The sequence below is a fragment of the Kiloniella litopenaei genome (genome assembly GCF_000982415.1).
In the GTDB taxonomy this organism is placed as follows: Bacteria; Pseudomonadota; Alphaproteobacteria; order Kiloniellales; family Kiloniellaceae; genus Kiloniella; species Kiloniella litopenaei.
The window spans coordinates 467929-492595 of sequence record NZ_LANI01000002.1 but is presented as its reverse complement, the minus strand read 5'-3'; the positions used below and the strand labels follow the sequence as shown (position 1 = coordinate 492595).

20 protein-coding genes and 1 pseudogene are annotated in these 24667 nt (G+C 46.6%); 13 read left to right on the top strand and 8 right to left on the bottom strand.

Annotated elements, in window-relative coordinates:
* Positions 1-79: 79 nt before the first annotated feature.
* Entirely contained in the window at positions 80-1945 is a 1866-nt protein-coding gene (locus tag WH95_RS20405) for an ATP-binding protein (protein ID WP_052741770.1), read from the bottom strand.
* A 430-nt stretch (positions 1946-2375) separates the two neighbouring features.
* Here WH95_RS20405 and WH95_RS21775 point away from each other — a divergent pair.
* The 3 genes and pseudogenes from WH95_RS21775 to WH95_RS03810 all read left to right on the top strand — a co-directional run.
* A pseudogene (locus WH95_RS21775) lies at positions 2376-2669 on the top strand (methyl-accepting chemotaxis protein); the annotation flags it as partial.
* A gap of 198 nt (positions 2670-2867) precedes the next feature.
* A complete protein-coding gene (locus WH95_RS03815) occupies positions 2868-3815 on the top strand; it encodes a DMT family transporter (RefSeq protein ID WP_162199375.1) in 948 nt (315 codons plus the stop codon).
* On the top strand, positions 3812-4174 hold the full coding sequence (locus tag WH95_RS03810; RefSeq protein WP_046503038.1) for a hypothetical protein: 363 nt from the start codon (positions 3812-3814) through the stop codon (positions 4172-4174). Before WH95_RS03815 ends, WH95_RS03810 begins: the two co-directional genes overlap by 4 nt.
* 25 nt (positions 4175-4199) lie before the next feature.
* Here WH95_RS03810 and queG read toward each other — a convergent pair whose 3' ends face one another.
* From queG to WH95_RS03790, 4 genes are all read right to left on the bottom strand, one after another.
* Positions 4200-5339: a tRNA epoxyqueuosine(34) reductase QueG gene (gene queG, locus WH95_RS03805; RefSeq protein ID WP_046503036.1), complete on the bottom strand. Its 1140-nt coding sequence runs from the start codon at positions 5337-5339 to the stop codon at positions 4200-4202.
* Between the two features lie 67 nt (positions 5340-5406).
* Positions 5407-6546 (bottom strand): tRNA guanosine(34) transglycosylase Tgt, encoded by a 1140-nt coding sequence (tgt, locus tag WH95_RS03800; protein ID WP_046503035.1) that lies wholly within the window; start codon positions 6544-6546, stop codon positions 5407-5409.
* A complete protein-coding gene (gene queA / locus WH95_RS03795) occupies positions 6543-7595 on the bottom strand; it encodes a tRNA preQ1(34) S-adenosylmethionine ribosyltransferase-isomerase QueA (protein ID WP_046503032.1) in 1053 nt (350 codons plus the stop codon). The genes tgt and queA overlap by 4 nt, the downstream gene beginning before the upstream one ends.
* 157 nt (positions 7596-7752) lie before the next feature.
* Positions 7753-8391: a hypothetical protein gene (locus WH95_RS03790; RefSeq protein WP_157845880.1), complete on the bottom strand. Its 639-nt coding sequence runs from the start codon at positions 8389-8391 to the stop codon at positions 7753-7755.
* A gap of 191 nt (positions 8392-8582) precedes the next feature.
* Here WH95_RS03790 and WH95_RS03785 point away from each other — a divergent pair, with 191 nt between their 5' ends.
* The 3 genes from WH95_RS03785 to WH95_RS03775 are packed head-to-tail and all read left to right on the top strand — an operon-like array spanning position 8583 to position 10426.
* The gene (locus WH95_RS03785; protein ID WP_046503027.1) at positions 8583-9815 is read left to right on the top strand and encodes an O-antigen ligase family protein; all 1233 of its coding nucleotides are present in this window, start codon (positions 8583-8585) and stop codon (positions 9813-9815) included.
* A complete protein-coding gene (locus WH95_RS03780; RefSeq protein WP_046503401.1) occupies positions 9805-10203 on the top strand; it encodes a DUF423 domain-containing protein in 399 nt (132 codons plus the stop codon). The genes WH95_RS03785 and WH95_RS03780 overlap by 11 nt, the downstream gene beginning before the upstream one ends.
* On the top strand, positions 10196-10426 hold the full coding sequence (locus WH95_RS03775) for a sulfurtransferase TusA family protein (RefSeq protein WP_046503025.1): 231 nt from the start codon (positions 10196-10198) through the stop codon (positions 10424-10426). The genes WH95_RS03780 and WH95_RS03775 overlap by 8 nt, the downstream gene beginning before the upstream one ends.
* A 17-nt stretch (positions 10427-10443) precedes the next feature.
* Here the strand turns inward: WH95_RS03775 and WH95_RS03770 are convergent, their stop codons facing one another.
* The 3 genes from WH95_RS03770 to WH95_RS03760 all read right to left on the bottom strand — a co-directional run bounded on the left by WH95_RS03770 (position 10444) and on the right by WH95_RS03760 (position 15694).
* Entirely contained in the window at positions 10444-11178 is a 735-nt protein-coding gene (locus tag WH95_RS03770; protein ID WP_046503021.1) for a DUF4336 domain-containing protein, read from the bottom strand.
* Between the two features lie 122 nt (positions 11179-11300).
* Positions 11301-14507 (bottom strand): efflux RND transporter permease subunit, encoded by a 3207-nt coding sequence (locus WH95_RS03765; protein ID WP_046503018.1) that lies wholly within the window; start codon positions 14505-14507, stop codon positions 11301-11303.
* Positions 14507-15694 (bottom strand): efflux RND transporter periplasmic adaptor subunit, encoded by a 1188-nt coding sequence (locus WH95_RS03760; protein ID WP_046503015.1) that lies wholly within the window; start codon positions 15692-15694, stop codon positions 14507-14509. The genes WH95_RS03765 and WH95_RS03760 overlap by 1 nt, the downstream gene beginning before the upstream one ends.
* 378 nt (positions 15695-16072) lie before the next feature.
* Between WH95_RS03760 and WH95_RS03755 the strand changes: the two genes are divergently transcribed.
* The 7 genes from WH95_RS03755 (at position 16073) to WH95_RS20400 (ending at position 24655) form a co-directional block, all read left to right on the top strand.
* Positions 16073-17008 carry a histone deacetylase family protein gene (locus WH95_RS03755; RefSeq protein WP_046503013.1) on the top strand — a complete coding sequence of 312 codons (936 nt, stop codon included), beginning with the start codon at positions 16073-16075 and terminating at the stop codon, positions 17006-17008.
* Positions 17009-17152: 144 nt separating this feature from the next.
* Positions 17153-17413, top strand: a complete 261-nt coding sequence (locus tag WH95_RS03750) for an exodeoxyribonuclease VII small subunit (RefSeq protein WP_046503009.1) — start codon at positions 17153-17155, stop codon at positions 17411-17413.
* A gap of 68 nt (positions 17414-17481) precedes the next feature.
* Positions 17482-18381, top strand: a complete 900-nt coding sequence (locus WH95_RS03745; RefSeq protein WP_046503007.1) for a polyprenyl synthetase family protein — start codon at positions 17482-17484, stop codon at positions 18379-18381.
* Positions 18382-18540: 159 nt separating this feature from the next.
* Entirely contained in the window at positions 18541-20478 is a 1938-nt protein-coding gene (gene dxs / locus WH95_RS03740) for a 1-deoxy-D-xylulose-5-phosphate synthase (protein ID WP_204247698.1), read from the top strand.
* A 190-nt stretch (positions 20479-20668) separates the two neighbouring features.
* Positions 20669-22102 carry an MATE family efflux transporter gene (locus WH95_RS03735; protein WP_046503000.1) on the top strand — a complete coding sequence of 478 codons (1434 nt, stop codon included), beginning with the start codon at positions 20669-20671 and terminating at the stop codon, positions 22100-22102.
* Entirely contained in the window at positions 22095-22844 is a 750-nt protein-coding gene (locus tag WH95_RS03730) for a TlyA family RNA methyltransferase (protein ID WP_046502997.1), read from the top strand. The genes WH95_RS03735 and WH95_RS03730 overlap by 8 nt, the downstream gene beginning before the upstream one ends.
* A 365-nt stretch (positions 22845-23209) precedes the next feature.
* Positions 23210-24655 (top strand): ATP-binding protein, encoded by a 1446-nt coding sequence (locus tag WH95_RS20400; RefSeq protein WP_052741767.1) that lies wholly within the window; start codon positions 23210-23212, stop codon positions 24653-24655.
* Positions 24656-24667: the final 12 nt, after the last annotated feature.

Below are 24667 nucleotides of genomic sequence, written 5' to 3'. Positions count from 1 at the left end.
CGGGCTTTTTGCTAAGAAAAGTACAATCATTTTCGACGAGGGGTATCGCGTTTAGTTGCTTGGCTAGGCATGTTTTGGATCAAGCACTATTTACGGTCTGGTTCAAAAGAGTATCACCTTCTCTGCGCGGAATTACTCTGGCGGCAGGGAAGGTAATGGTTGCAACTGTTCCCTTGTTAATTTCACTTTCCAAGCCAAGTTGGCCGTCATGTTGTTCCATCAAGGACTTCACAAGGGGGAGACCAAGGCCCGTGCCTTCAAAAGCCCGTGTCATCGGGGTATCGGCACGAATGAATGGTTCCAGGATGCGTTCTAATTCGTGTTTTGGAATGCCAATCCCGGTATCCCTGATCTCTATACTTAGACTGTTATCTTCGTTTTCGTTGGCTTTGAGAATAACTTCCCCACCCTGTGGTGTAAATTTAACCGCATTTGAGAGGAGGTTGAGAAGAATTTGTTTTATAGCCCTCAGATCTGCACGAACAAAGGGAAGGTTGTCAGGAATATCAAGCGTGACGGGGACAAATTCAGAAGAGCTTTGCCCCACAACCAGTTTGTGGGCCGCGCGGGCTGTTTGTGTAATATCAACTGTTTCGTCCTGAAGCTCAAAGGCACCTGCTTCAATTTTGGATAGATCTAATATGTCATTAATCAAATCAAGAAGATGGGTGCCGGACGAATGGATATCCTGACAGTAGGATTTGTAGTGAGTTGATCCCAGCGGCCCCATAAGTTCGCCCTTCATAATCTCGGAAAAACCAAGAATAGCATTGAGTGGCGTTCTAAGCTCGTGGCTCATATTGGCGAGAAATTGAGATTTTGCTGTATTGGCCTGATCTGCAATTTCTTTGGCGCGTCTGATTTCTCGTTCCTGATTTTTCAATGGCGTGATATCAGTTGCCAGAACAACAATCTCTTTTGCCGGGGTCCTGCGGTGATTGAATTGTAACCAGGTGCCATTGCTGAGGTGCAATATCATCCGTTCCTGCAGGGATTCGTGGCTGGCGCAAGTTTCGTTAATGAATTCTTCTTCACGTCCTTCTGTGCCGACAAAATCACCTGCATAAACGAGTTCGCGAACCTGATCTTCAAATCGAGAACCCAGCGTAATAATACGTGCACGTTTCGCTGAAATGTTTCGATAGTTGCTATTACATAGAACAAGCTTGTCTTCTTGATCATAGAGAGCAAAACCCTCTGACATGGTTTCGATAGCTTGTGTTAGCTGTGCTTCTGATCTTTTGGCTCGAAGCTCAGATGCCTTAACCGCGGCTTCATAGGCTGACTGTTTTTGCAACAAATCATTATAGGCGGTAACCACGGCACCAAGTTCGTCATTTGATGTCCAGTTAACAGCTACTCGCGTTTTGTGCTGTTTTTCGGATTGAATTGATTCCAACAGAAGCTTTAGTGGAACACCGATATAGGAATTCGCACCCAGAAAGGTGAGGGCAGAGAGGACAAGAATGGTAACGACCATTACCAAACCGTCAAAGATTAAACGTTCTTTTATTTCCGCTGAAATCAATTCGTCATGAAATAAAACCCTGACACTTCCGATCGTTTCGAGGCGATCAAAGGAATTGTGTTTAATTTCAGTTTCTCTGGAAAGCGCAGCATCAATAGATTTGGCATCTTCGCTGGCCAGTTCCGCAAGGATAAGGCCGTCAGTGTCGTAAACCTGTGCTGAATGGAATTCCGGGTTTCTGGATAAAGCCAGTAATATCGCCTGAATTGAATCCAGGTCATAGTTCCAGACCGGTGTTGATAAAGCGGTGCCCTGAATATCAACCATTTTATCTAAACGCGTTCCAAGCTCGGAATTCAGTTTATGAATATTCCGGCTTTCAAGAACGGTAAAGAGAAGCAGCAAGCTGATGCTGATCAATGGAATATAGATCGATAGCAGCTTACCGCAAATGGAGTTGCGTATATTTAAATTCAACCGGCGCTCCACACCCAAACGTATCAATGCTTAATCGTAGTTTTTGCCAACCAGCTTTTTAATAGCAAAGACCAATTATAAATTAACACTATCCTCTTAAGCAAAAATGAATGAATAGTGTTTCGTTGTTATTACTTATACCGAACAAAAGATTATTGTGGGAGTTTTTTCAACCGATAGAAACGAATGTTTTTAATTATCCCGTATTCCCTGTCAGTCTCCCCCAGTTTTGATACCTTTCAGTGTGATGCTTGTCAGTGATAAATGATTGTTGTTGTCATTATATCACAAGGCCTGATGACCCAGGCGTGAAAATTTCGTGCAAAAAAGGTATGTTTTCCCAAAAATTACTTTTTCTTGTTCTGGTTAATCTCGCGTTAATGGCAAGTTGTTATCAGTGTTATCTAGGTCTAACGGGAGCGTGAATTAAATGAATCCAAATCAGGATGTTATTGAGCAAAGCATTGACAAAATTTTTGACGAGATAGCTCAATTAAGTATTGAAATTGAAAATGTAGGACAGGTTGCGCAACAGATTGATGCAATCGCCCGTCAGACGAATTTATTGGCTTTAAACGCTACAATTGAAGCTGCGCGTGCAGGGGATGCAGGTAAAGGTTTTGCCGTTGTTGCGGGCGAAGTGAAGCAATTGGCAGGGCAAACAAGTCAGGCAACAACAGAAATCGGTGGTATTGTTCAATCTCTTTCCTCACATGTTGAGCAGCTAAAAAACATCAGTACACAGGCCAGAGGTGGATTGCCATCAAGCGAAACGACTTTGGATGTGGCTGTAGAGACCTGAATCCCGTAAAGGATTTCGGTCATATTTAGAGCAAAGTAATCATCTCGTAAAATGAGATTGCCTTTGCTTTGGTTTCTTGAAACATTGGGGGGAATTCAAACTCCCAATGGAATCCTTCGCATGCTGTCAGACAAGCCACAGCTCCATCAATACGTACTTCTTGTACTATTGGGGGCAATCTGGGGAAGCTCTTTTTTCCTTATTAAAATCACTTTAGAGAGTGTTTCGCCTGTAACGCTTACGGCTTTTCGTCTTTTATTTGCATCAATTGTTCTAAGTGGATTGGTTTGGGTTTTGGGGAAGCGTTTTCCCCGAGATCTTCAAACCTGGCGGTATTATGCATTGATTGGGGTGACGGGAAATATTTTGCCGTTTGTTCTGATTTCTTGGGGGGAACTACACATAGATTCTGGTCTGGCAGCTATTTTGATGGCTGTAGTACCCCTTACGGCTTTGGTGATTGCTCATTTCTGGACAGAAGATGAGAAAATGTCATTACCTAAGGTTATCGGGACGGTAACTGGATTTGGGGGTGTTGTTCTTCTTGTCGGGCCAGAGGCTTTAAAGGGGTTGGGTGATTCTGTTCTTGGGCAGCTTGCTGTTGCTTTTGCCAGTTTTTGTTATGGGGCAAGTTCTGTATTTGCTCGTAAAGTTGGACTGGTTAAACAGGATCCAATCGTGAATGGAGCGGCAATTTTACTTTGTGCGTCTTTAATGGCATTGCCCATGGCGTTTATTGTTGAAGATCCAATGTCTTTAGAGCCAAGTCTTTTGAGCTTTGGGGCGCTTTTGATGCTTTCTATTGTATCAACTGCGATTGCCTATATTATTTTGTATTATCTTTTGGGTGCTGTCGGCGCTAATTTTACCGCGTTGAATAACTATCTGGTCCCGGTATTCGGGATGGTGTGGGGGTTCCTCTTTTTATCCGAGAGTTATGATACCCAAGCCTTTGTTGCATTAGGGGTTATTCTGTTGGGTATCATTATTACCCAGATAAAAGGAGCAGTATACAAAAGGTTGGGGAGCAGGTTTGTCATGAACGGGAAGAGAGGAGAAGAAGCATGAACGATATCAAACAATGTTGGCGCTGGTTATGCGCTATGCTTGCTTTTGCCATACTTGCCGGATGTGCGAACGAACCCATTAAAGTTGATGCTGCACGGCCTGTGGCTAAAGCCGTGGCCAAAGGGGCGCAAATATACGGAAAGAACAAATACACCCCATGGGGCTTTGGGGTTTGTTATGGCAAGGGATTGAACGACCCAGGTCAAGTTCTGGCCTTTGCAAAAGAAACCTGTGGTGATGGTCGTATAGAACTTAGGGGTGAAGATCTTCTTTGGAATAGTTGCCCGATGTTCCAAGGAGCACGTGCATCATTTGTTTGCTATCCCCGTGGCCCAAAGCCCAGCCCCGTTGGTGGATAATTTAAGGCTTTTAAAAGGGGCTGTGTTATAGCCACTCAACCAATACATCGGCATCAGGTTCGTCATCTTTATATTCAAGTTTCAAATCTTCGAATTCCTGTTTGTCGAGCAGGCGTTTCATCGCCCAGACGGCCATGGCCCGTACATAGGGGGATGAGTCTTTCAAAAGTGGTGTAATGCGCTTGACGATGGATTTATCACCGCAGTTTCCTATTCCGATTAGAACATTTCTTATAAATCGATCCCGACCGATACGTTTTACGGGGGAGCCAGAGAAAACCTGACGGAATGTTGCATCGTCAAGTTCGGCAAGGTCTGCAAGGCGGGGTGCTGTTAATTCAATCCGTGGGAAAACGTGTTCTTCAGTGGTTACTTCTGCAAACTTGTTCCAGGGGCAAATCGCGATACAGTCATCACAGCCATAGATACGATTGCCCATTGGGGCGCGGAACTCTTCGGCTATATGGCCGTGATATTCAATTGTTAAGTACGAAATACAGCGCTTTGCATCTAGTACATAGGGGGACGGAAAGGCATCTGTCGGGCAAATTGATAAACACTTGTTACAACTACCACAGTGATCTTCCTCGTGCCGGTCTGTTTTGAGGTCGAGATCGGTATAAATTTCACCTAGGAAAAGCCATGATCCATATTCTCTGGAAACCAAATGAGTGTTTTTACCTTGCCAGCCAATACCGGATTGTGCAGCTGCAACTTTCTCTAGTACAGGGGCGGTATCAACAAAAACTTTGACCTGACATCCCAAGTTTTCAACCATCCATCTGGCGAGGGCTTTTAGTCGTTTTTTGATAAAGTCGTGGTAATCTTTGTTTCTGGCATAGACCGAAATATTGCCGCGATCATCAAAGTCGAGATTGGCGAGCGCAGGTTCTGCCGGGCCATAATTGACGCCCAGAACAATAATGCTTTTTGCGTCTTCCCACATCGCCGTTGGGTCTTCGCGCCATTCTATCCGGTTTTCCATCCACGCCATATCGCCGTGGTATCCCAGATCAAGGAATGTACGCAGATTTTTTTGGTTTTTCTCATTTATTTTTGCTGGCGAAAAACCAACAGTGTTGAACTTTAATTCAAGAGCCTTTTCCCGAATAGCCGACGCAGGGTCGAGCAGGGAAGCTGAGCTTTGTTTTGATTTTTTGCTCATCTTCCTCTTTCTCTCCCTCTACATCTTACACTGATTCAATTATTTATAGCACATGTCTGTTGCTATTTTAATCCAATGCGGGGATATCACCACCATCTTGCAGTCTGTAGAACTCTTCTTGGAAAGCTTCGAAGGTACCAGTGGCAATCGCGTCCCTCATGCCGGCCATAAGCTCTTGGTAATAGGCAAGATTGTGAATGGTCAACAGAATGGGGCCAAGCATTTCTTTTGCCACGAACAGATGGCGCAGGTAGGCGCGGCTGAATTGTGTACAGCAGGCACATTTACACTGATCATCAACCGGCCGATGATCATCCTGATGCCTCTTATTGCGCATGTTCAAAGCTCCACGACGAGTAAAGGCCTGTGCATTCCGGCCAGAACGGGTTGGCAGGACACAATCAAACATATCTATCCCGCGGGCAACGGCGCCAACCAGATCTGATGGCTTTCCAACCCCCATCAGATAGCGTGGTTTGTCTTCTGGCAGGTGGGGCATTGTATGATCAAGAACTTCGAACATGACTTTCTGGCCTTCACCAACAGCAAGTCCGCCAACGGCATAGCCTTCGAAACCTATGTCTATCAGAGCTTCGGCTGATTCCTTGCGCAGATCTTCATAGGTTGACCCCTGCACAATGCCGAAAAGGCCGTATCCGTCTCTGTCTTTGAAAGCTTTCCGGCAACGCTCTGCCCAACGCATGGAACGGCGCATGGAATGGGCGGCTTCTTCGTGCGTGGCGGGGTAAGGTGTGCACTCATCCAGTACCATGGTGATGTTTGAATCCAGCAGATGCTGAATTTCCATGGAGCGCTCTGGTGTCAGGTTGTGTTTACTGCCGTCAATATGGGATTGGAACTTCACGCCTTCTTCGGTGATTTTCCGAAGACCGGAAAGAGACATCACCTGATAGCCACCTGAATCGGTCAGGATCGGATGTGGCCAGTTCATGAACTTGTGCAGTCCCCCATGACGGTCAACCAATTCAGCCGTTGGGCGCAACATCAGGTGATAGGTGTTGCCCAAGACAACTTCTGCACCTGTGGTTCGCAACTGATCCGGAGTCAATCCCTTGACTGTTCCAGCGGTGCCGACAGTCATAAAGGCTGGCGTCTGGAAGGTGCCGTGGGCCGTGGTAACTTCACCGCGACGCGCAAGACCGTCTTTTGCTTGCAGGGTATATCCAAATTTTGGGGTATTACTCATAGATGATCCTCACGCTGTAACAGACTGCAGTCTCCGTAGGAATAAAAACGATAGCCATTATCTATGGCGTGTTTATAGGCGTTGCGCATCCGGTCAAGCCCCGCAAAGGCGGACACCAACATGAACAGGGTTGATCTGGGTAAATGGAAATTGGTGAGCAACAGATCGACAATTTTAAACTTATAGCCCGGGGTGATGAAAATGTCAGTCTCGCCATCAAAGGGATGAAGCGTTCCATCTTGTGCGGCGGCACTTTCCAATAGTCTTAGAGCCGTCGTTCCCACGGCAATGATACGTCCGCCGTTTTTCCGTACTTGGTTGATACGGTCTGCCGTTTCCTGGTCAAGGAAACCGATTTCACTGTGCATCTTGTGATCACGAAGATCGTCAACTTTGACTGGCAAAAAAGTACCTGCGCCAACGTGCAGGGTAAGGGTAATGTGTTCTATACCCTTGGCATCCAGTGCAGACATTAATCTGTCCGTATAATGCAAACTGGCGGTTGGGGCTGCTACAGCTCCACGGTGCTTGGCAAAGCGTGTTTGATAATCTTCTGCATCCTGCTTGTCCGATCCGACTTCGCGTTGGATATAGGGTGGCAAAGGCATTTTGCCGTGTTCTTCCAGATGGGGATACAGCTTTTCCGGTGTAAGATCAAAGTTCAAAAGAACTTCGCCGCCATCCAACTTGTTTTCTACCTTTGCTGTGAAGCCATTTGCAAAACGGATTATGTCGTCTGGTTTGAGTTTCTTTGCCGGCTTGGCGAATGTCCACCATCTCGCACCACCTTCGGCCGAAGGTGGTTCCTGCTTGTGAAGGGTAACCTCGACACCAGCTTCCCCACGTTTGCCTTTCAATCGGGCAGGAATGACTTTGGTGTCATTAAACACCAGCAGATCGCCAGCTTGAATAAGATCTGGCAGGTCAATCATTCTGTGGTCTGTCAGGTTGTTGCCAACAGACAGAAGCTTTGCCATATCGCGCGGGTTTTCAGGGCGTTGGGCAATGACGTCGCGGGGCAATTCAAAATCAAAGAGATCGGTTTTCATTCATCTATTCCTGAGGCTCTTTGCGTATTTATAAGAATACCAGAGCAAATCGAGCCGATTGGTAGCAGAAGAAAGCCCAAGACGCAAAGGGCTGAGGCGGGATAACTGCTATGATTAAAAAGTATAGTACCGAAAGATGAAGCGGAATACCGGACTTCTATCTGGCTTTTTCAGCAGGTTCTTTGACATTGTATCTAAGACCATATCCAACACGCTCTTTGGATACACCTTTAACATAATGGTAAGGACGTTCTTCAATGCCAGCAAAATTACGCCCGCGCATTAGTATCATTACGCCAGGTTCAGCTGCATAACGGCGGGCATTAAGTTTCTCGCGGTCATCACAAATATAAAACCCTGCCTCGCCGGATAATGTGAGAATGGCAATGACTGCTTCAAAACACAGAAGATCTCGGTGTGGTGTGATGCCTTTGGATCCTTCTTTATAGATAAGTGCTGCCTTGTCATTAAAAGAAAAGGGTTGGGGATAGGGCGATGGTTGCATCAGGGAAAAAGCCTGGTTGATTTGTTTTTCCAAAGCCTTTTGGTAATCATCAAGAATAGTTGGTTGATCAAAGTTCATGGCGATTTGAAAATCTTGCTCAACCTCTTTGCCTTTGGGGCCGACAACAGGGGTGCAGGCCCTGAAGGGAAGCTCATTCACCGCAGCCAACATTTTTTGACACCCTGCCTGATCAACCAAAGGAAAGGCTGCAACCCCTTCTGTTGGCAGAAGCTGCATTGCCTGCGCAAGCGAATGGGGAGAGGTTAAGAAGTGTGGTGTAAAGTCAGGCATGGGATAGCTCGATAATCAAAAGTGTATTTAAACACATTATAGTATGGTTTGGTTTTCGTGGATGCGACAGATTGCGCCATATTTCAGCTATCAACGCAGATATTAGAAAAGCTTGATGGCTGTACAGTCGGTAAAAAGCTGTCTATAGATAACGCTCGTTTTTTCAGCCTGTTAATAGAAATGTTGAATGCATGAATAGTCATCTTTTGCGACTGTTTTTTTTCGCGGCCCCAATTGTTAGTGTTTTTAGCTCAAACGCTTTGGTCCCGTTGGTTGTTCTTGTTGGGGTTTTAACGACAGTTTTTGGCTATATAGAAAACAAAGCATTCCCTTCGTTTTCGAGAAAACAGGTGATTTTGTTCGGCCTGCTTTTTGCCTGGATTTCCATTACATGCTTTTGGACGATCAATCCGGTAGAAGCCTTAAAGCTGGATTTACGTCTAATAGGACTGACTTTAACAGGTTTGTTGTTGTTAAAGGCGATAGAGGTTCAGGATCAAGAAACAAGGCGTCGCATTGCAAAGGCATTGTTGATCGGGGTAATTCTTGCAAGCATTCTTTTACTTGTTGAATCCCTTTTAAATGCGCCGATTACCAAGACGATAAAGGGCAAAGAACTTGATGCGGCCATGAATCTCTCTCGCTTTAACAGGGGGGCATCGTTCCTTGGCATATCATTGTGGATTGTTTTTGTAATCTATTCACAGAAACTGTCTCTGGTATGGAAGTTATTATTTCCGATTGTGCCCTTAGCGCTGCTTTATTTCGCCCCCAGTGAGAGCTCACTTTTGGCTGTTGTACTTGCCGGGATATGGTATTTCGCCTTTTTTATGTTTCCAAAAGCTGGTTTTAAAGTGCTTCCGATACTTATGATCATATCTGTTCTTTCGATGCCTTTTGCAACGCGATATGTGGAGCCACTTTATGATGCGGAATCCTCGCAATCCATTCCCTTTTCAGCAAAACATCGCTTCTTTATCTGGGATTTTGTAAGTGGGGAGATACTGACAAATCCGATTAAAGGTTGGGGATTTGATTCTGCGCGGGACTACCCAAATAATGGGGTGGAAAACTATGTTCATGTTAATGCAAAGGGGAATGAGCGTGCCTTGGGTGGGCGAATTATTTCTTTGCATCCTCATAACTTTGCTTTGCAGGTCTGGTTGGAACTCGGCCTTATAGGCGCAATCCTGATCTCAGTGATTATTTGGTCCGTATTTGGATATCTTAAATCTCGACAATTGTCTGAGAGAATTGAAATCCAGGCCATGCTTGTTTCTACCTTTATTATTGCTTTGCTTGGTTATGGTATCTGGCAAAATCGTTGGTTTGTTATGTTCTTTATCTTTGCTGCAATGATCCCGTTAATTCAGCCAAAACAAGATCAGGAAATAATAGACGAGGTTGATGAATATGGGGCGTAACCTCTTAAGGTTTTTTATCGCCTATGCGGCTATTTGGGGCGGAATTTGTGTTGCCGTTAGTGCCTATAGTGCGCATGGCTTGAATGGTAATGAAGCCCGTATGGGGTGGGCCGAAACGGGTAGCTTTTATGGTCTGGTCCACGTTGTTGCATTGCTTGTGATCGTTGGGTTGGGGGAACTAGGGCAAAAACGTACAAAAATTCTTGTGGCGGCCTGTTCATGTTTTTCTTTGGGACTCTTACTTTTCAGCGGGGGGCTTTATATCAAAGCACTTGCTGATATTTCTCTTGGTGGTCCCTTTATACCTGTGGGCGGAAGTCTATATATTTTGGGGTGGCTTGTAACTGCGCTCTATGGTGCAAAGTTTGTGGGGAAAGAAGATGTCTGAGAACTTTCTTGATGCAACAGGGTTAAAATGTCCTATCCCGGTGTTACGTGCGCGTAAGGCGATGAAACCGTTGGCCATTGGTGAAATTCTGGAAATACACGCAACAGATCCAAGCGCAGAATTGGATTTTAAAAATTTTTGCGAGACGACGGGGCACGAGTTGATATCATTCGAAGAACAGGCGGATGACATTCTTGTCATGAAGATTAAAAAAATGACCTAAGCCGAAAATGTTGCGAATTACGAGAGTAACCAGCGAAAGGCGCGCTTTAGTTCCGCTGTCCCGTTTTTGTCATACCATTTACCATGGGCGAGGATGATTTTTTCCGGCTTCCAAGATATCATGTGCGCAATAGCTTCTCGGGCTTGGCTTCGCCCGCCTGAAAAAGCCAAACGCATGTCGATCGGGGCTTTCCCATCCGGGGAGAGATTGCCAGCCAACTTGCATAAAAATGCGAAATACCAAGGCAATTTTTGTGCCTCAAAATTCTCAATAAGGTCGGTGAGTACTAACGTTTTCGTCTTTTTATGAAAGAAATCGATTTCGTGTAGTATCTTGTTTCCTTGCACATAGACCTGATCAATTTCCTGATACCAGGCCTTGGGGGGCGTATTTCCCAATTCCTGAGATGTGGGAAAAGCGACATTGTATTTTTTTGCCCGGTCGGCAACATTTGGTGCCGCCCATACTTGAGCATCTGGATACATTTCTTGCCATTTGCCAACGGAGAGATAGTGAATGTTGTTGGGGGCGATGAGGTGTTTTACATCGCCGAGAAGATTAATCTCATCCAATAACTCTTTGTTGATAGCAATCGGAGAATGCACCCAGAGTTTCCCCTTATCCAAACGAACTACGGTCATGCGGGTGGGAAAGGGAATACCGTAAAAAGATACAGAAGGCCCATCCGCAATCCATATGTCTTGCCCGATTGGTTTAAGTGTATTTATCGGCGTGTAAAGACCTGAGGTCATGATCTTAGGCTCGTTGCTGATTAAGACTTATTGGGTGTTCTTTGGGGGGGGGACAAGAGGGGGACAGAAAGAAAAGAAGCCTTTGGGGACCAAAGGCTTCTTTTTTGCAAACCACAATCACACTATTCAGCGGCTTCTGCCAAACCAGGTCGTGCTTTTAGTTCCTGGTTATGGCGCCGATCTTTCTCAAGAGTACGTTCCATTAAGGATAGCATTGGTGGAATGATTAGTAGGGTTAATACCGCGGATAACGATAGGCCTCCGACCACAACAGACCCCAAACCACGGTAAAGCTCAGAACCTGCGCCGGGAACCAAGACCAGGGGCAGCATGCCAACAACCGATGTCAATGTTGACATGAAGATCGGACGAATACGGTTTCTGGTGGCTTCCAAAATAGCCTGTTGAGCGGGTAGATTTTCGACCCTCAAATGATGAAGGGTTTGATGGACGACCAAAATAGCATTGTTCACCACAATCCCGACAAGAATGACGAAGCCGAGGAGTGTCAACATATCCAGAGGCTGGAATACAAAGGTGTTGAGAAAGACCAAGCCCGCGACACCACCGGCCGTCGCCAATGGAACCGCCAGTAGGATAATCAGGGGATAGAGGAAGCTTTCAAAGAGAACAGCCATAACCAGATAAACAATGACAATCGCAAGCAAAAGATTGATCACCATGGCATCCCAGGTTTGCGCCAGATTATCAGCTGTCCCACTTAGGCTCATTTTTACATCACTTGGCAATCCGGCTTCTTCCATTGGCCCAATGACTTCTGCCTGCAAGGTTTCCAGAGCTGCTTCAAGGGGGACACCTGCAGAAGGGCGCAGTTCCAAGGTAATTGTTCGCATGCGTTCGCGGTGGCGAATTTCTGTCGGGCCCGCAGTTAGAATAATCTCTGCAAGGCTGGATGCGGGAACAATAGTGCCATCAGATGTAACAACGGGAAGGCTGGAAATACCCTGTGTCTGGGTGACGCCTTTATCCGGCCCCTTGAGGGTCAAATCAAGGCGCTTGTTACCGACGGTGACTTCTTCCACTCTCAAGCCATCGTTAAAGACATCAATCGAAGTGCCTAGTTCATTAACAGATAGTCCACTGTCTGCCAGTCTTATTCTGTCAGGCAACACACGTACTTCCGGCGCACCGAGTTCGAGCCCCGGCCTTGGGCGAAACTGGTTTCCCTCACTTGCAGGAAAAACAGATAGCATCTTGCCGGTTGCTTGTCCTGCAATGGCGAGAATTTCGTTGAGATCAGATCCGGATATATCGAGATCTATCTTGCGTCCTCCGCCGATCCCGCGCCCAAAGAGAGAGGGTTGGTTGATGAAACCGAATGTACCTGGCTCTTTAAAAACAGGTTCTTGAAGTACGGGGATAAGCTCAGCAACCCGCTGACCATCGATGGCAACGGCACCAAGGAAGGTATTTGAACGCGTTGCAACAAAAAAGAAGCGTTCCATTTTGGGGGGCTGACCGGGTTCCGATTCTGGGCCTGTCTCGCTTGCCCACAGATTACGTATGGAGTTTTCAACTTCGACGGCAATTGATGTCATCGTATCCAGGTTATAACCGGGGGGCGGTATGATTATGCCGAATACAAGATTCCTGTTCCCTTCTGGAAGGTATTCAAGCTTGGGCAGGAATTTCCATGTTCCCAGGGAGGCAATGGCAGTTATTGCGCCAACCAAAGCGATGGCAACAATCTTCTTCTGGACAACGATTGACTGGAAGCTCATGACGAACTTCACAAAGCCAGAACCAAACTGATCAATTCCGGGAAGAGGGATACGTTTTACAGTATCGCTACCATCCGTGTCGTGATCACGCAAAAAGCGTCTGGACAGGGCTGGAATAACTGTAATGGAGACCACAAGTGACAAGGTAACTGACACGGATATGGCAACGGCAATATCCCTGAATAGCTGTCCAACTTCCAGTTCCATAATCATGATGGGAATAAAGACCATCACGGTTGTCAGAGCAGATACAAGGATCGCACCCCAAACCTGTTGTGCGCCTTCGTAAGCTGCAACAGCGGGTGATTTTCCTTCTTCTTTTAGGCGGAAAATATTTTCCAGAACAACGATGGCTGCATCGACGACCATGCCGACAGCAAAGGCGAGCCCTGCGAGTGAAATAACGTTGATTGACCGACCAAGAGCCGCCATAGCAACAAAGGACCCGACAACAGAAACTGGAATAGCCATGGAAATGATGACTGTTGCCCGGACCGATCTTAAAAAGGTCAGAAGAATAATCGCGGCCAGTACCCCACCAAACCAGATATTCTGACGTACAAGATCTATCGCTGAATTGATGTAGACCGTTTCGTCATAAACTTGTTCGAGCTGTAGTCCTGCTTCTGGGATTGCCCGGGCATTCAGGTCTTCAACTGCTTGATATATGCCATCCATTGTTGCGATAACGTTGGCCCCGGTTTCTCGCGTGGCATTGAACGCCATTGCAGCATTCCCAAGCATACGAATTTTTGCGCTTGGATCTTTGTAGCTGAAATTGACGCGGGCAATATCGCCGACTGTCACCCGGGATACGCCACCGGTAAAGGCGTCTTGCGTACTTCGCAAGACAACTTGTCTGACAGATTCAAGCGTGTTTAATTCGCCTTCAGTTCGGACAATGTAACGCCTTTTCCCTTCTTCAACATCCCCAGCGGATATGGATGCGCTTGCGCTTCGTAGTGTGCTGACGACCGAGCTTGCAGTTAAGCCATATCGAGCAAGAAGTTCGGGAAGAACAACAATTTCAATCTCGCGTTCACTGCCGCCATAAATATTGACACCACTAACACCTTGGACACGTTCAATCCTGTCTTTGACAACGTCCTCAACAAAATCACCATAGGTGTGGATCGGCGCTGTATTTCCGTCTTTTCTGGTTAATATAAACCAGGCAATCGGGCTATCTTCAGCACCAGCAGTATCAAGGGTCGGTTCATCCGCTTCGTCAGGATAGCCGCTGACACGGTCCAGTCGATTTGCTGTGAGCAGCAGGGCTTTGCCCATGTCTGTGCCGACGTTGAATTCCAGTGTAATACGCCCAGATCCATAGGATGAATTACTGGTCATACTGTGCAGGTTCTCCAAGCCCTTAAGCTTTTCTTCCTGCTCTGTGATGATTTGGCGTTCGACCTCTGCCGGGGCTGCACCTGCCCAGCTGGTTCTGATGGTGATCACCGGACGGTTCACATCCGGTGTCAATTGGATCGGGATAAGCTGTAAGGCTACGGCCCCAAATAGAACAACCATAATCACCGCGGATATGATCGCGATAGGCCGTTCGATAGAAATTTTGATCAGATTCATTACGAGGCTCCCTCGCTTTTATCCAGATCTTCTTTTGGGGCTTGATCTGCTGTGTTTTCTTCTATTTTGTCTTGTTCAACAGGGGGTTCCGCGCCATTAATCTGAAGAGGAACACCCGGGAACAGTCTTTCGTTCCCACGAATGACAACTTCATCTTCTGCCTTTAGGCCGTAGATAACTTCGATACGCTCACCAACCTGTTGGCCCAATTGAACAGGGCGTGGTTGGGCATTACCATCAACATTCAGAAAAACCATTGCTCCATTCGGGCTTTGGATAATTGCATCTTTATGAACAGTTGCGACCTCTCTTTTGGGGCCAGCTGGAACCAGAAGAGTGATACTCTGGTTATTTGCCAAAGTATCCTGATTGGGAAGCTTTGCTGTTAATCTGACAGGGCGCGTGCGAGTCAAAGGGTTCTCGCGCGGCAAAATAGCCCTGATTGTTGCAAGTAACGGCGTATCGTCTGTCAGGCTGAGTGTAAATTCCATGCCAGGCTTTATCCCGGCAAGGCGGCGAGCAGGGACATCCACTTCGATTTCAAGGCTTTCGCGTGAAAGTAACGTTACAACGGCATCGCCAGTTGCCACATACGCACCCGTTTCTGTTTCTTTCGACATGATGATCCCGTCATAGGGGGCCTTGATCTCTGTATAGGCAAGATTGATCTCTGCCCGTTTAAGGCGCGCTTGTGCTGTACCTATATCCGCACGGGCCTGGGATACTTCAGCCTTGGCTATCGAGCTGTTTTGGATGGCATCTTCGTAGCGAGATTTGTTGAAAGCGGCTGATTTTTTCAGTTTTTCCAGACGTTTTAATTCCTGTCCGGCCAGTTTTAGACGGGCTTGAAAGGTGCCTAGTTTGCTTGTCGCGGCTGCAACTTCACTGGCGGCAAGGTCTCGATCTGCCTTGAGGGTGGCAGCATTCAACTTGGCGATGACTTGGTCTTTGACAACCTTGTCACCGACTTCAACCATCAATTCATCGACCGGGCCAGCTATGCGTGCTGATACATTACCCGTTTGTTGAGCAACCAGACGTCCAATAACGGGAACTGTCTGGCTCATGGACTCTATGCGTACTTTATCAACACCAACCAGTGAGGGTTGCTGTGCTGATGCTGATAGAGGGACAATCGTCAAGCTTGCAGCTATCAGAAGATAAGAAGTGACAAACAGATGGCGCAAACCGGCCTCCCGACATGAAACCAGACAAATGTGTCTGATCGATATTTGAAACGATTTAACTCAATGGTTGCTGAAAATTAGCTCAACACCACTGGCGATGTTATAGGAAAGTAGCTGAACATGCACTAAATACGGCGCTGTTCTCTTTTTGTACTTTAGTGGATTGTTACTGGATCTGTAAAGAGCACCTTATAATACAAAATCATAAAATTACATTTTGGTAGCCAGGTAAAGGGTTGATAGCCCTTTGTTCTGTTAAACGCACAATTCTGTTTTTTCCGTCGTTCTGTTTGAAATAATGTTATATCTATTAAGAAAATTGTGAGGTGAAGCCTGTAACGCTTTTCAGACGTTTCGCCGTTTTATAAGGAGATTTTGATGGCAACGGCGCTTTTTTATCATCCGGTCAGTCTTCTGCATGATACAGGGATTCATCATCCTGAATCACCGCGCAGAATTGAAAAAATTCTTAGCATTCTGTCTGAAACAGATTTTGATGCGCTGGATAGACGCGAAGCAACTGTCATCGATACTGCGAAGTTATTGTGGGCGCATACAGGTGATCATGTTGACCGTGTTTTTCGGGCGATACCGGATACAGGGTATGTTGCCATTGATGGTGATACTGTTATCTGCAAAGATTCAGGCGAGGCGGCATTGCGGGCCGCGGGTGGTATTTGTGATGCGGTTGATGCTGTCTTGAATGGTGAAGTAAACAATGCTTTCTGTTTGAGCAGGCCGCCGGGACATCATGCCGAGCGTGATCGTGCTATGGGGTTTTGCTTGTTTTGCAATCCGGCTATTGGTGCTTATCAGGCCAGAAATGAACACGGCCTGCAAAAAATAGCTGTCATTGATTTCGATGTTCATCATGGGAATGGTACGCAAGACGTTTTTTGGAATGATCCCGATATGTTTTATGGATCAACACATGGATCGCCTCTATTCCCCGGCACAGGGAGCGAGGGCGAGGTTGGTGTTGCGGGAAACATATTGAATTGCCCCTTGCCCAGTGGGGCTGGCTCTTACGAATTTCGCAAGGTGATAGAAGACAATATTTTCCCGGGTGTCCGGGACTTTAAGCCCGAGCTTATTATTGTGTCTGCAGGTTTTGATGCGCATCGCGAAGACCCTCTGGCTTCCTTGAATTTGGAAGATGAAGATTTTGGATGGGTGAGCAAACGCATTGTCGAACTGTCCCTGGAACTTTGCCAAGGGCGTCTCGTTTCGATTCTTGAGGGGGGGTATGATACGGGGGCCTTGTCGAGATCGGTTGCTCTGCATGTTCGGGCGTTGATGAATGCAACAGATTAGTTTGGATTTTTTGCCGAGTGTTATTACTGGAATTATTTAAGAAAATTACCACCGAAAATTAAGCTCAAAGAGGCGAGACTTATCCTTGTTTACAGCTGCCTTAAGACGTAGAGTGCAGAAGAATTTGTAATTTGAGGTTTCTCTATGGAAAATACGCAACCCGCAGATAGCTTGACCGATATCAATACCATGAGTTTTGAGGTTGCTCTTGCAGAGTTGAAAACAATTGTTGAGCGCCTTGAACAAGGCGAAGGTAAGCTGGATGAGGCGATCGATGCTTATGATCGCGGTGCAAAGCTAAAGGCACATTGTGAAGCAAAGCTGCGTGAAGCGCAGGAGAAAATTGAAAAGATTGCCATGGGGCCAGATGGGCAACCACGTACTGAGCCGTTTGACGTTTCTTAGTGTGTTTTGGTCTTAGTGTGTTTTGGTTTTTTTGCTACATCTAAATTTGTAATAGATTAAGTATTTTCATGACCGATATTTCATCTGATATTTTCGGGGCCTTGACGAATTGCGCGCGTGCTGTGGAAGAAAAGCTCGATAAGCTTTTGCCGACAGTGCGAACCCCAGAAGGCGAAGTCGTCGAAGCCATGCGATATAGTGCTTTGGGTGGAGGGAAGCGGTTGCGCCCATTTTTGGTCATGGAAACCGCCAGTCTTTTTAATGTTGAAAAAGATTATGCCTTACAGGTCGCGGCTGCGTTAGAAATGGTGCACTGTTATAGTTTGGTGCACGATGATCTTCCGGCAATGGACGATAGTGATTTGCGTCGTGGACAGATGACGGTCCATAAAAAATGGGATGATGCGACCGCGATTTTGGCTGGTGATGGATTGCTGACCGAGGCTTTTGCCGTGATGGCCGATCCTGCGACACATCCCGATATGGCTGTTCGTTTGAAGTTGATATCCGGTCTGGCTGTGGCTTCGGGGGCCAAAGGTATGGTCGGTGGCCAGATGATTGATCTGTCTCCATCCCGCGCAGATCTGAATTTAGCGGGTATAACAAGATTGCAAGCCCTCAAAACCGGGGCGCTTATTCGTTATGCCTGTGAGGCTGGTGCTATTTTAGGAAATGCCAAACCAGAAGAGTATCAGGCGCTGAGCCTGTATGCTGAAGATATTGGACTGGCCTTTCAGATTGTCGATGATTTACTTGATCACGAAGCAACGCCAGAAGAAACAGGAAAACCTACAGGGGTTGATAGTGGTGCCGGCAAAGCCACCTTTGTTGGGCAGTTGGGGCTGGAAAATGCGCGCGAAAAGGCGAATGTATTAATTGATTCTGCAAAATCTAGACTTGATATTTTCGCAGGAAAGGCGCAGTTACTTCGCGATACGGCCACATTTATAGTCGAACGTAGGTCTTAAGGTACAAGATTAGGTCCCAGCAGGTTCCTATGGACGAGTTAGTTCCTATGGAATTGTTAACCCAAAAGGAATTATACTTTAGGATTAGCTGTTGAGGGACATAAATAATCTCAAATCTGTGGATAACGGATCTTGGGAAAAGATGTGATGGAGATAAGGGTGAGCCAGTTCGGGCACAATCGTCAGACCCCGTTGTTAGACACAATTCACAATCCAGCTGATCTGAGAAAACTGGATGAAAGTCAACTGCCTCAGTTGGCTGAAGAAGTGCGTTTGGACATGATCAATGCTGTCTCTCGAACTGGTGGTCATCTGGGCGCCGGACTGGGGGTTGTTGAGCTCACCGTTGCTATTCATCATGTTTTTAATACACCCGATGACAAGCTGATTTGGGATGTCGGGCACCAATGCTATCCACATAAAATCTTGACTGAACGTCGGGATGAAATGCGTACCATCAGGCAGGGTGGCGGGCTATCCGGTTTTACGACGCGTAAAGAATCTATCTATGATCCCTTTGGCGCAGCGCATAGCTCTACGTCTATTTCTGCGGGACTTGGGTATGCAGTTGCACGTGACTTGGCCGGCAAAACCAATAACGTCATTTCGGTTATCGGTGATGGGTCCATGACAGCTGGTATGGCCTATGAGGCCATGAATAATGCCGGGGCCATGAATTCACGTTTGGTTGTGATTTTGAATGATAACGACATGTCTATTGCACCGCCCGTTGGTGCCCTTAGTGCATATCTGTCGCGGTTGATTTCTGCCAAACCTTATCAATCCATGCGCCATCTTGCTAAAGAAATTATTAGCAAGTTCCCCCCACGTCTTGAGACTGCGGCCAAACGTGCCGAAGAATATGCACGTGGATTTTTTACGGGCGGAACGCTGTTTGAAGAGTTGGGCTTTTTCTATATAGGCCCTGTTGATGGACACGATTTCTCTCATCTTTTACCTGTTCTGAAAAATGTTCGTGATTGTGGGTTTGATGGGCCGGTTCTTATCCACGCCGTTACACAAAAGGGTAAGGGCTATGAGCCAGCTGAAAAGGCTGCTGATAAGTATCATGGTGTTTCTAAATTTGATGTGGTGAGCGGTAAGCAAGAGAAAACACCGCCAAAGGCACCTTTGTACCAGAATGTTTTTGCCAAGGCGCTGATTGCCGAAGCCAAGCATGATGACAAAGTTGTTGCCATGACGGCTGCGATGCCATCCGGTACAGGGTTGAACCTGTTTCAGGAAGAATTTCCGGACCGTACTTTTGATGTCGGTATTGCCGAACAACACGGGGTAACTTTTTGTGCAGGGATGGCTTGTGATGGCTATAAGCCCTATGCGACGATCTACTCAACCTTTTTGCAACGCGCCTATGATCAGGTGATTCACGATGTTGCCATCCAAAGTCTGCCCGTGCGTTTCATTATTGATCGTGCTGGTATGGTTGGCGCAGACGGCGTGACGCATCAGGGCAGTTATGACCTTGCTTATCTTGGCTGTATTCCGGATATGGTTATTATGGCGCCTTCTGACGAGCTTGAATTAATGAACATGGTGGCAACTTCTGCCACTATTGATGACAAGCCGAGTGCCATCAGATTCCCGCGCGGCGAAGCCACTGGAAAAGTCGATCTGCCAGAAAGAGGAACTGTTCTGGAAATTGGTAAAGGCCGTGTGCTTCGCGAAGGAAAGCATGTTGCTATTCTTGCGTTGGGGACGCGTCTTGCTGATTGTCTGGAAGCTGCGGACAAATTGGCTGCACATGGATATAGTGCAACTGTTGCTGATGCACGATTTGCCAAGCCATTAGATGTTGACCTTGTCAAAAATTTGGCGGCTAATCATGACGTTTTCCTGACGGTTGAAGAGGGATCAATCGGTGGCTTCTCTTCACTGGTGTCCAATCTGTTGGCGAACGAAGGCCTGTTTGATAACGGGTTAAAGTTCCGCCCTGTCTGTATGCCGGATATCTTTATTGATCATGATAGTCCGGCAAAACAATTGGAACAGGCTGGTCTGGATGTGGATGGAATCTTTAGGAAAGCGATGAGCGCATTGGGACAGGAAGTCGCAAAGTCTTCTTCGTCAATTGCCTAGGCACTTTAATCTCGGGAGTTTGTTTCTAAAACATCTCGACTTTAAGTAACTTTACAAAAGCTCTATACAACTTAGCTGCAAGAAGCTAGGGTATTCTTCTTCGAGTCAAGTTTGCCATACCTATAGGGGCGACGAACAACCGTATAATCGGCTGCGTGCGTTGGCAAATTTCAATTTTGGGATCCGTATAATGTCAACCGGACTTATAGCAGGCAGAGCCCCTGGGGCTTCTGGCCAGCCATTGCCGCCTTCTATCGGGTGGACAGGTGAAGTCAAAGCAAGTTTCCGTCTTGCCTGGCCGCTTGTGGTCGCGCAGGTGGCGCAGATGGCTCTCTACACAACTGATGTCATCATGATGGGGTGGCTTGGTCCCAAGTTTCTGGCGGCTGGGACTTTGGCAACCAGTTTTATGAGTCCTTTCTTACTCTTTGGGATTGGTATCATAAGCGCTGTTGCGCCCATGATGGCACAGGCAATCGGGGGGAGCGATTTTAAATCGGTTCGCCGTACAACACGACAGGGTTTTTGGGTTTCCGTTGTTGTTACAGCTGTTCTTATTACAGTGATATGGAATGCAGAAGCACTCTTCCTTTTTCTTGGGCAGACCGAGCAAAATGCTGCTTTGGCAGAGGGATATATTCGTTTTGCTGTCTGGAGCTTCTTACCGGCATTTCTGTTTCTTGTTTTGCGGTGCTTGCTGTCTGCTCATGGCAAGACAACGATCATTTTGAACATTACAATTATCGGTATTTTCGTAAACGCCATTTGTAACTATGCACTGATGTTTGGTCATTGGGGCTTTCCAAGGCTTGAACTTGCCGGGGCCGGGATTAGCACAACCTTCGTAAACTCGGTGATGTTTTTGCTAACACTCGGCTATATTATGACCCATAAACGGTATAAGCGCTATGCTATCCTTGTGCGTTTGTGGAAACCCGATTGGGCACGCTTTAAAGAGATATTTCGTATTGGATTACCAATTGGATGCACTCTGACAGCTGAAACAGGATTGTTTGCTGCCGCAACAATTTTGATGGGTTGGCTTGGGACAAACGAGTTGGCTGCTCATGCGATTGCTCTGCAATGTGCTTCTATCGCATTTATGGTGCCTCTGGGAATTAGCCAGGCGGCGACAATCCGTGTTGGGTTGGCGTTGGGTAAAAATGATCCTGAAGGTATTAAAAAAGCGGGATGGGTTTCTATTATCATGGGGACAGGTTTCATGATCACGACCTGTTTGGCTTTTTGGTTGATACCAACGTTTTTTATCGGGTTTTACCTGGATCTTGATGTGCCAGAGAACCAAGTATCTCTTGGACTTGCGATCTCGTACCTGGCTGTTGCGGCACTTTTTCAACTGGTTGATGGATGTCAGGTCGTTGCTGCCGGGGTGTTGCGTGGATTGAGTGATACCAAAGTTCCGATGATCTGGGCTATCGTGGGATATTGGGTGCTTGGTTTGCCTATTTCGTATTATTGCGGCTTCGTGCTTGGCGGTGGTGGCACAGGTATTTGGTTAGGTTTGGCGGCTGGTCTTGCTTTTGTCTCGGTTGTTTTTGTAATACGCTTTGCATGGCGAGAGCGTCTGGGATTAATGAATTACAAGAGCATCGAACGTGGCTAAAGTCGGGAAAAAAAGAGCTGATCAATTACTGGTGGATAGAGGTTTGGTCGAAAGCAAGACCAAGGCTCAGGCACGGATCATGGCAGGGCAAGTTTACACGGATACCAAACGGATCGATAAACCCGGGCAACCCTTGGCAGAGGATGCCCCCCTTACTGTTAAGGGCGAAGATCACCCTTGGGTTAGCAGGGGGGGGCTTAAACTGGAAAAGGGCCTCAAGGAATTTGATATTGATCCAACTGGCAAAGTTTGTATGGACGTTGGCGCGTCAACAGGTGGTTTTACGGATGTACTGCTGACCAATGGCGCCGAGAAGGTTTATGCGGTTGATGTTGGTCACGGACAACTTGCTTGGAAAATACGCAAGGATGAACGGGTTGTGGTCATGGAGCGAACAAATGCGCGCCACTTGACGGCCGAGCAAATTCCCGAAGCTTTGGATATGATCGTTTGTGATGCCAGTTTCATCGGTTTGGAAACTGTTTTGCCAGCTGCGATGGCGCTGGCCGGACCGGGTGCCTTAATGATCGCCCTGATTAAACCTCAGTTCGAGGTTGGAAAGGGACGTGTCGGAAAAGGTGGGGTTGTGCGCGAACCTGAGTTGCATCAGGAAGTTTGTGACCGCATCGAAACCTGGTTAAATGAAGAAACCGACTGGGCCGTATTGGGCCTAACAGAAAGCCCGATTAAAGGACCCGAGGGGAATATCGAGTTTTTGATCGCGGCGCGTAAATTTATATAGGTTGTGCATTTTGCTAACCAGAAAATGGTTAACGAACCTGTCTTGAAACGGCTTAGTAATAAGCAAGCCCTTGTGAATGCATTCTTTTTATAAGGTTAATATCTTTATTCCCTGTTAACTGTCTCGCGGTATCTTTGTCATAGAAAACAGGTATAAGAATCGTCGGATTTGCTTTTAACGTACAGAAAACGTCTTCCAAACGGATGTCTGGTAGACCGTAAGACTGTGGTTGTTTTGCAAAGACGACCCACTATCGATAGAGATAATTACTTTGGGGCAGGGGTGTGGAAATAAAAAAGACAACGATCATAGTCTTTTACCCGTCTGTACATGGAGTTGCGGGGAATAATAGGCGTTAGATCAAGATGGCTTTTAAATCTGTCCGTACTAAATTACTGGTGATTTGTACCCTGTGCGTTCTGGTCACGGGGTTGGTGCCGTTCCTCTTTTTTGAGGCACGCTTTTTTCGTTTGGAAGAAGAACGTATCGCCCAACGTGCTCGTGATGTCGCAACGAAAGTTTCAATTCCTTTGACCAGGTCCCTTTGGGATTATGATGAAAGCACAGTGATATTAGTGCTTGAAACCTTGGTAAGGGATCCTGATCTTGTTCGTGTAAAAATTATTCTGCCGGACGGTGCGGGAGAATTCCATCCTGTAGAAGACACTCCAGAAAATGACCTGGATTTATCCGAAGTGGAATATATCCGTATTCCGTTGATCTATTCGGTTTTTGATAACAATGAAACCTTGGGGCATTTAGAAGTTGGGTATACGACTGAACGTGCCTATTCCGACGTGTGGACCCGGGTTTTTGTCGATGCTTTTATTTTCTTACTGATTTTGACAACCCTAGGGGGCGGCGCTGCGATTGCCATTAATCGCGCTGTTGGGCGCCCTTTGAAACTGTTGTCCAATTCTATTGACGAAATGGCTAATCAGAAGAAGCCTGTTTTGGTGAAATGGCGGTCTGATGATGAATTGGGCCAAACTGTCGAAGCCTATAATAATATGTTGATCACGATCGAACAGCATGACAGGGCGTTGACCGAAGCCAAGGAAACCGCAGAAATTGCCAACCGCGCGAAGACATCTTTTCTAGCTAATATGAGTCATGAACTCAGAACACCCCTTAATGCCATTATTGGGTTCTCTGAAATTCTAATGAAAGAGGACGACTATAAAGTCGATCAAAAACGCAGAGAAGAATATCTGGGCTATATCTTTGAAGCTGGTTCTAGTTTGATGACCATGGTGACCGATATTCAACAAATATCCAGACTTGAGTCTGCAGAAGCCGGGTTGCAGGACGAAGAGCTTGATGTCAGTGATGAGATTTTGGGCTGTGTTCGGGCATTGGATTTGCGGGCATCTGATGAAGGGGTCAAAGTTGAATGCTCTATCCAGGATGATTTGCCTTATCTTAGAACCAATGCGCAGGGCTTTAAGCAAATCATTGTCAATCTGTTGAGTAATGCGATTCACTTTACGCCACGTGATGGTAAAGTTGATATCACGGTACTTCATGATGCCTATTCCGGTTTAAGCATTCGGTTTTCTGACACGGGTGTCGGCATCAAAGAAGAAGACTTGCCCTTTATTACAGATCCCTTTTGGAAAGCGGATGAAGATGCTGAAGAAAGAAGCGGTTTGGGCTTGAGTATTGTGAAGGCAATCATTGAACGCAATCAAGGCTCACTCTCTATCGAGAGCGAGCCTGATCAAGGTACTTCGGTAACAATTAATTTCCCGTCTGATCGTTTGATTGATCGGGCATCATTACTCCAGCAAACGGTTGCGAAATCCTCTTGAGGGATATTTTGT

What these genes read in the sequence shown, in the direction of transcription:
- WH95_RS03815 (WP_162199375.1), top strand. Translation starts at nt 2,868, where the DNA reads ATGCTGTCAGACAAGCCACAGCTCCATCAATACGTACTTCTTGTACTA.
- queG (WP_046503036.1), bottom strand. Translation starts at nt 5,339, where the DNA reads ATGAGCAAAAAATCAAAACAAAGCTCAGCTTCCCTGCTCGACCCTGCG.
- WH95_RS03745 (WP_046503007.1), top strand. Translation starts at nt 17,482, where the DNA reads ATGACCGATATTTCATCTGATATTTTCGGGGCCTTGACGAATTGCGCG.
- WH95_RS03750 (WP_046503009.1), top strand. Translation starts at nt 17,153, where the DNA reads ATGGAAAATACGCAACCCGCAGATAGCTTGACCGATATCAATACCATG.
- WH95_RS03735 (WP_046503000.1), top strand. Translation starts at nt 20,669, where the DNA reads ATGTCAACCGGACTTATAGCAGGCAGAGCCCCTGGGGCTTCTGGCCAG.
- queA (WP_046503032.1), bottom strand. Translation starts at nt 7,595, where the DNA reads ATGAAAACCGATCTCTTTGATTTTGAATTGCCCCGCGACGTCATTGCC.
- WH95_RS03775 (WP_046503025.1), top strand. Translation starts at nt 10,196, where the DNA reads ATGTCTGAGAACTTTCTTGATGCAACAGGGTTAAAATGTCCTATCCCG.
- WH95_RS03810 (WP_046503038.1), top strand. Translation starts at nt 3,812, where the DNA reads ATGAACGATATCAAACAATGTTGGCGCTGGTTATGCGCTATGCTTGCT.
- WH95_RS20400 (WP_052741767.1), top strand. Translation starts at nt 23,210, where the DNA reads ATGGCTTTTAAATCTGTCCGTACTAAATTACTGGTGATTTGTACCCTG.
- WH95_RS03770 (WP_046503021.1), bottom strand. Translation starts at nt 11,178, where the DNA reads ATGACCTCAGGTCTTTACACGCCGATAAATACACTTAAACCAATCGGG.
- WH95_RS03780 (WP_046503401.1), top strand. Translation starts at nt 9,805, where the DNA reads ATGGGGCGTAACCTCTTAAGGTTTTTTATCGCCTATGCGGCTATTTGG.
- WH95_RS03755 (WP_046503013.1), top strand. Translation starts at nt 16,073, where the DNA reads ATGGCAACGGCGCTTTTTTATCATCCGGTCAGTCTTCTGCATGATACA.
- WH95_RS03790 (WP_157845880.1), bottom strand. Translation starts at nt 8,391, where the DNA reads ATGCCTGACTTTACACCACACTTCTTAACCTCTCCCCATTCGCTTGCG.
- WH95_RS03765 (WP_046503018.1), bottom strand. Translation starts at nt 14,507, where the DNA reads ATGAATCTGATCAAAATTTCTATCGAACGGCCTATCGCGATCATATCC.
- tgt (WP_046503035.1), bottom strand. Translation starts at nt 6,546, where the DNA reads ATGAGTAATACCCCAAAATTTGGATATACCCTGCAAGCAAAAGACGGT.
- WH95_RS03785 (WP_046503027.1), top strand. Translation starts at nt 8,583, where the DNA reads ATGAATAGTCATCTTTTGCGACTGTTTTTTTTCGCGGCCCCAATTGTT.